Origin of the sequence: Albidovulum sp., assembly GCF_049646345.1 — a bacterium.
In the GTDB taxonomy this organism is placed as follows: domain Bacteria; phylum Pseudomonadota; class Alphaproteobacteria; order Rhodobacterales; family Rhodobacteraceae; genus Albidovulum.
Map to the genome: position 1 here is coordinate 1 of NZ_JBARVQ010000694.1, position 2722 is coordinate 2722.

Genomic DNA, 2722 nt, shown 5'->3' on the forward strand with positions numbered 1-2722 from the left:
GTGCAAAACCCCCGGCCCGCCCTCTCAGGCCGCGCGGCGGCCCGCGCTCACTTTCAACGGAAACACCTTGGCGGGATTGAGCAGCCAGGCCGGATCGAAAACATCCTTCACCCGCATCTGCGCCTCCAGATCGGCCGGATCGTATTGCACGTCCATCAGATCGCGCTTCTCGATCCCCACGCCATGCTCGCCGGTCAGACATCCGCCCACCTCGACACAAAGCTTCAGGATCGCCGCCCCGAACGCCTCGCAGGTTTCCAGATCGCCCGGCGTGTTGGCATCGTAAAGGATCAGGGGATGCATATTGCCGTCGCCTGCATGGAAGACATTGGCGACATCCAGCCCGAATTCGCGGCTCATCTCGCCAATCCGTTTCAGCACATACGGCAGCGAGGATACCGGGATCGTCCCGTCAAGACACATGTAATCGTTGATCTGCCCCATCGCGCCGAAAGCTGATTTACGGCCCAGCCAGATCTTCCTCGCCTCCTCTTCTGACGCGGCCTCGCGGAACTCCTGCGGATCGTGACGCATGGCAATCTCGCGGATCAGACCGAGTTGCTCGTCGATCTCGGCCTCCGCCCCCTCGACCTCGATAATCAGAAGCGCCTCGCAATCGGGATAGCCCGCATGCGCGAAATCCTCGCAGGCGCGGATGCAGGGGCGGTCCATGAACTCGATCGCCACGGGCAGGACGCCCGCCTTGATGATATCGGCGACGCAAGCCCCCGCCACCTCGTTCGAGGTGAAGGCGATCAGCACCGGCCGCGCGCCTTCGGGTTTCGGCAGGATGCGCAACGTGGCCTCGGTCACCACACCAAGCTGCCCTTCAGAGCCACAGACGACACCCAACAGGTCATAACCACCCGCATCCATGAACGCGCCGCCGATCTCCATCACCCTGCCGTCCATCGTCACCATGGTCACGCCCAAGAGGTTGTTCGTCGTCACGCCGTATTTCAGGCAATGCGCGCCCCCCGAATTCATCGCGATATTGCCGGCAATGGCGCAGGCAAGCTGCGATGAGGGGTCGGGCGCGTAGAAGAAACCATCCGCCTCGACCGCGCCGGTCACCGACAGATTAGTCCGCCCTGCTTCCACCCGGATGAAACGGTCGGCATAATCGACCTCCAGCACGTGGTTCATCCGCGCGATGCCCAGGATCACGGCATCCGCCGTGGGCAGCGCTCCGCCAGCAAGCGACGTGCCCGCACCGCGCGGCACCACCGGCACCCCTTTGGCGTGACAGGTCTTCAGCACCGCCACCACCTCCTCGGTCGATCTTGGCAGGACGACCGCCAGCGGTGGGCAGCGATAAGCCGCGAGCGCGTCGCATTCATAGGCCCGCGTCTCGGTCGGATCGTCGATCACCGCATCAAATGGCAAGACCTGCCGCAAACCGGCGACAATTTCCGCACGCCGTGCGATGATGGTCGGGTCGGGGTCAGGGAGGTGCATATTAATCTCCGAATTGGTAATTAATTATAACCAATTTATCGCCCGCGCAACCAAATGATTGCCCATCCGCACATGCCCGGTATATCCGCACGCACCGCACAGCAAAGTGATACCCATATCAGCGCGGTCGTGGCAGTCTGTGCCCATGATCAGACCCGGGATTCTTGTCGCCGCCCTCGCCGCCAGTCCGGCCTTCGCCGATGCGCCCGATGTCGTTGCTGCCGAGGCAGTCCATCAGGGCGCGGGCTGGACCATCTCGGTCACGCTCGCCCATCCCGATACCGGCTGGGATCACTATGCCAGTGGCTGGGAGGTCCTCTCTCCCGACGGAACACGGCTCGGCTACCGCGAGCTGACCCATCCCCATATCGAGGAACAGCCCTTCACCCGCTCGCTTTCGGGCGTGGCGATCCCCGACGGGCTTGCCTATGTGCTGATCCGCCCCCGCTGTACCCTTGACGGCTGGGTCGGCAGTGCCACCCGGCTCGACCTGCCCGGCTGACCCTTCGGCGGGAAGACGCCACTTGACTGACGCTACGTCAATTTTTCTGGACATTCACATGGAGAGAATCGCTCCGGTTGTGTTACAATTCCCTCCGCAGCCACCATTGCACCAAAAAAACGCAACGATCCCGGGAGGATGTCATGAGCCAGGCGAAACGCCACGACGATATTGATGTGTTCGTCGAAGACCTGCTGGCAAGGCCCGATCGCGCAGAAGAGCTGAAGCGCATGCTGCGCGACCGGCTCGGTGCCCCCCTGTCAACGCCTGCGCGGCGCGCGCACCTTAAGGTTGTGGTTGATACAGCCAGCGACCCCGACAGTCTGTGGGATAACGTACCCGTCTGACGACCGGAACATCACGGAACACCACCCCCGGCGGTACCGCCGGGGTTTTTTTGTGCTTCATAGGTCAGCCACCGACCATTGCGGCAAACTGCATTTCGCCGTGATCCGAGAAGTGCACCACCCGCGTTGCACGATCGCGGCGGGCCCAGCCAAGCTCCTCAATCCGGGCCAGAAGCGCCCGGCCAAGACTGCCCGCCAGATGTGCGCGCCGTTCGCTCCAGTCCAGACAATCGCGGCAAAGCGGTGCACGCGCCCGACCCAGTGCATCCACATCTATGCCAAAATCGCGAGCAAAAGCGGCGCCTGCCGCTGTCAGGATCAACGCCTCGCCGTCCCGGCCAAGATAGCCCTGCGCGACGAAGCAGTCGTAAAGCCGGATGCCCATGTCGCCCGCCAGATGGTTATAGCAGACCCG

The 2722-nt window shown here is 62.9% G+C and carries 3 protein-coding genes and 1 pseudogene; 2 read left to right on the forward strand and 2 right to left on the reverse strand.

What is annotated here, in order from left to right; all coding sequences use genetic code 11:
• Nucleotides 1-24 precede the first annotated feature (24 nt).
• Nucleotides 25-1458: an FAD-linked oxidase C-terminal domain-containing protein gene (locus WBB85_RS18090; RefSeq protein ID WP_432639989.1), complete on the reverse strand. Its 1434-nt coding sequence runs from the start codon at nucleotides 1456-1458 to the stop codon at nucleotides 25-27.
• A 145-nt stretch (nucleotides 1459-1603) separates the two neighbouring features.
• On the opposite strand from WBB85_RS18090, the gene WBB85_RS18095 reads away from it, so the two are divergent.
• Nucleotides 1604-1960 (forward strand): hypothetical protein, encoded by a 357-nt coding sequence (locus WBB85_RS18095; protein ID WP_432639990.1) that lies wholly within the window; start codon nucleotides 1604-1606, stop codon nucleotides 1958-1960.
• 143 nt (nucleotides 1961-2103) lie between these two features.
• On the forward strand, nucleotides 2104-2307 hold the full coding sequence (locus tag WBB85_RS18100) for a hypothetical protein (RefSeq protein ID WP_432639991.1): 204 nt from the start codon (nucleotides 2104-2106) through the stop codon (nucleotides 2305-2307).
• A 64-nt stretch (nucleotides 2308-2371) separates the two neighbouring features.
• Here WBB85_RS18100 and WBB85_RS18105 read toward each other — a convergent pair.
• Nucleotides 2372-2722 (reverse strand): annotated as a pseudogene (locus tag WBB85_RS18105) (transcriptional regulator); the annotation flags it as partial.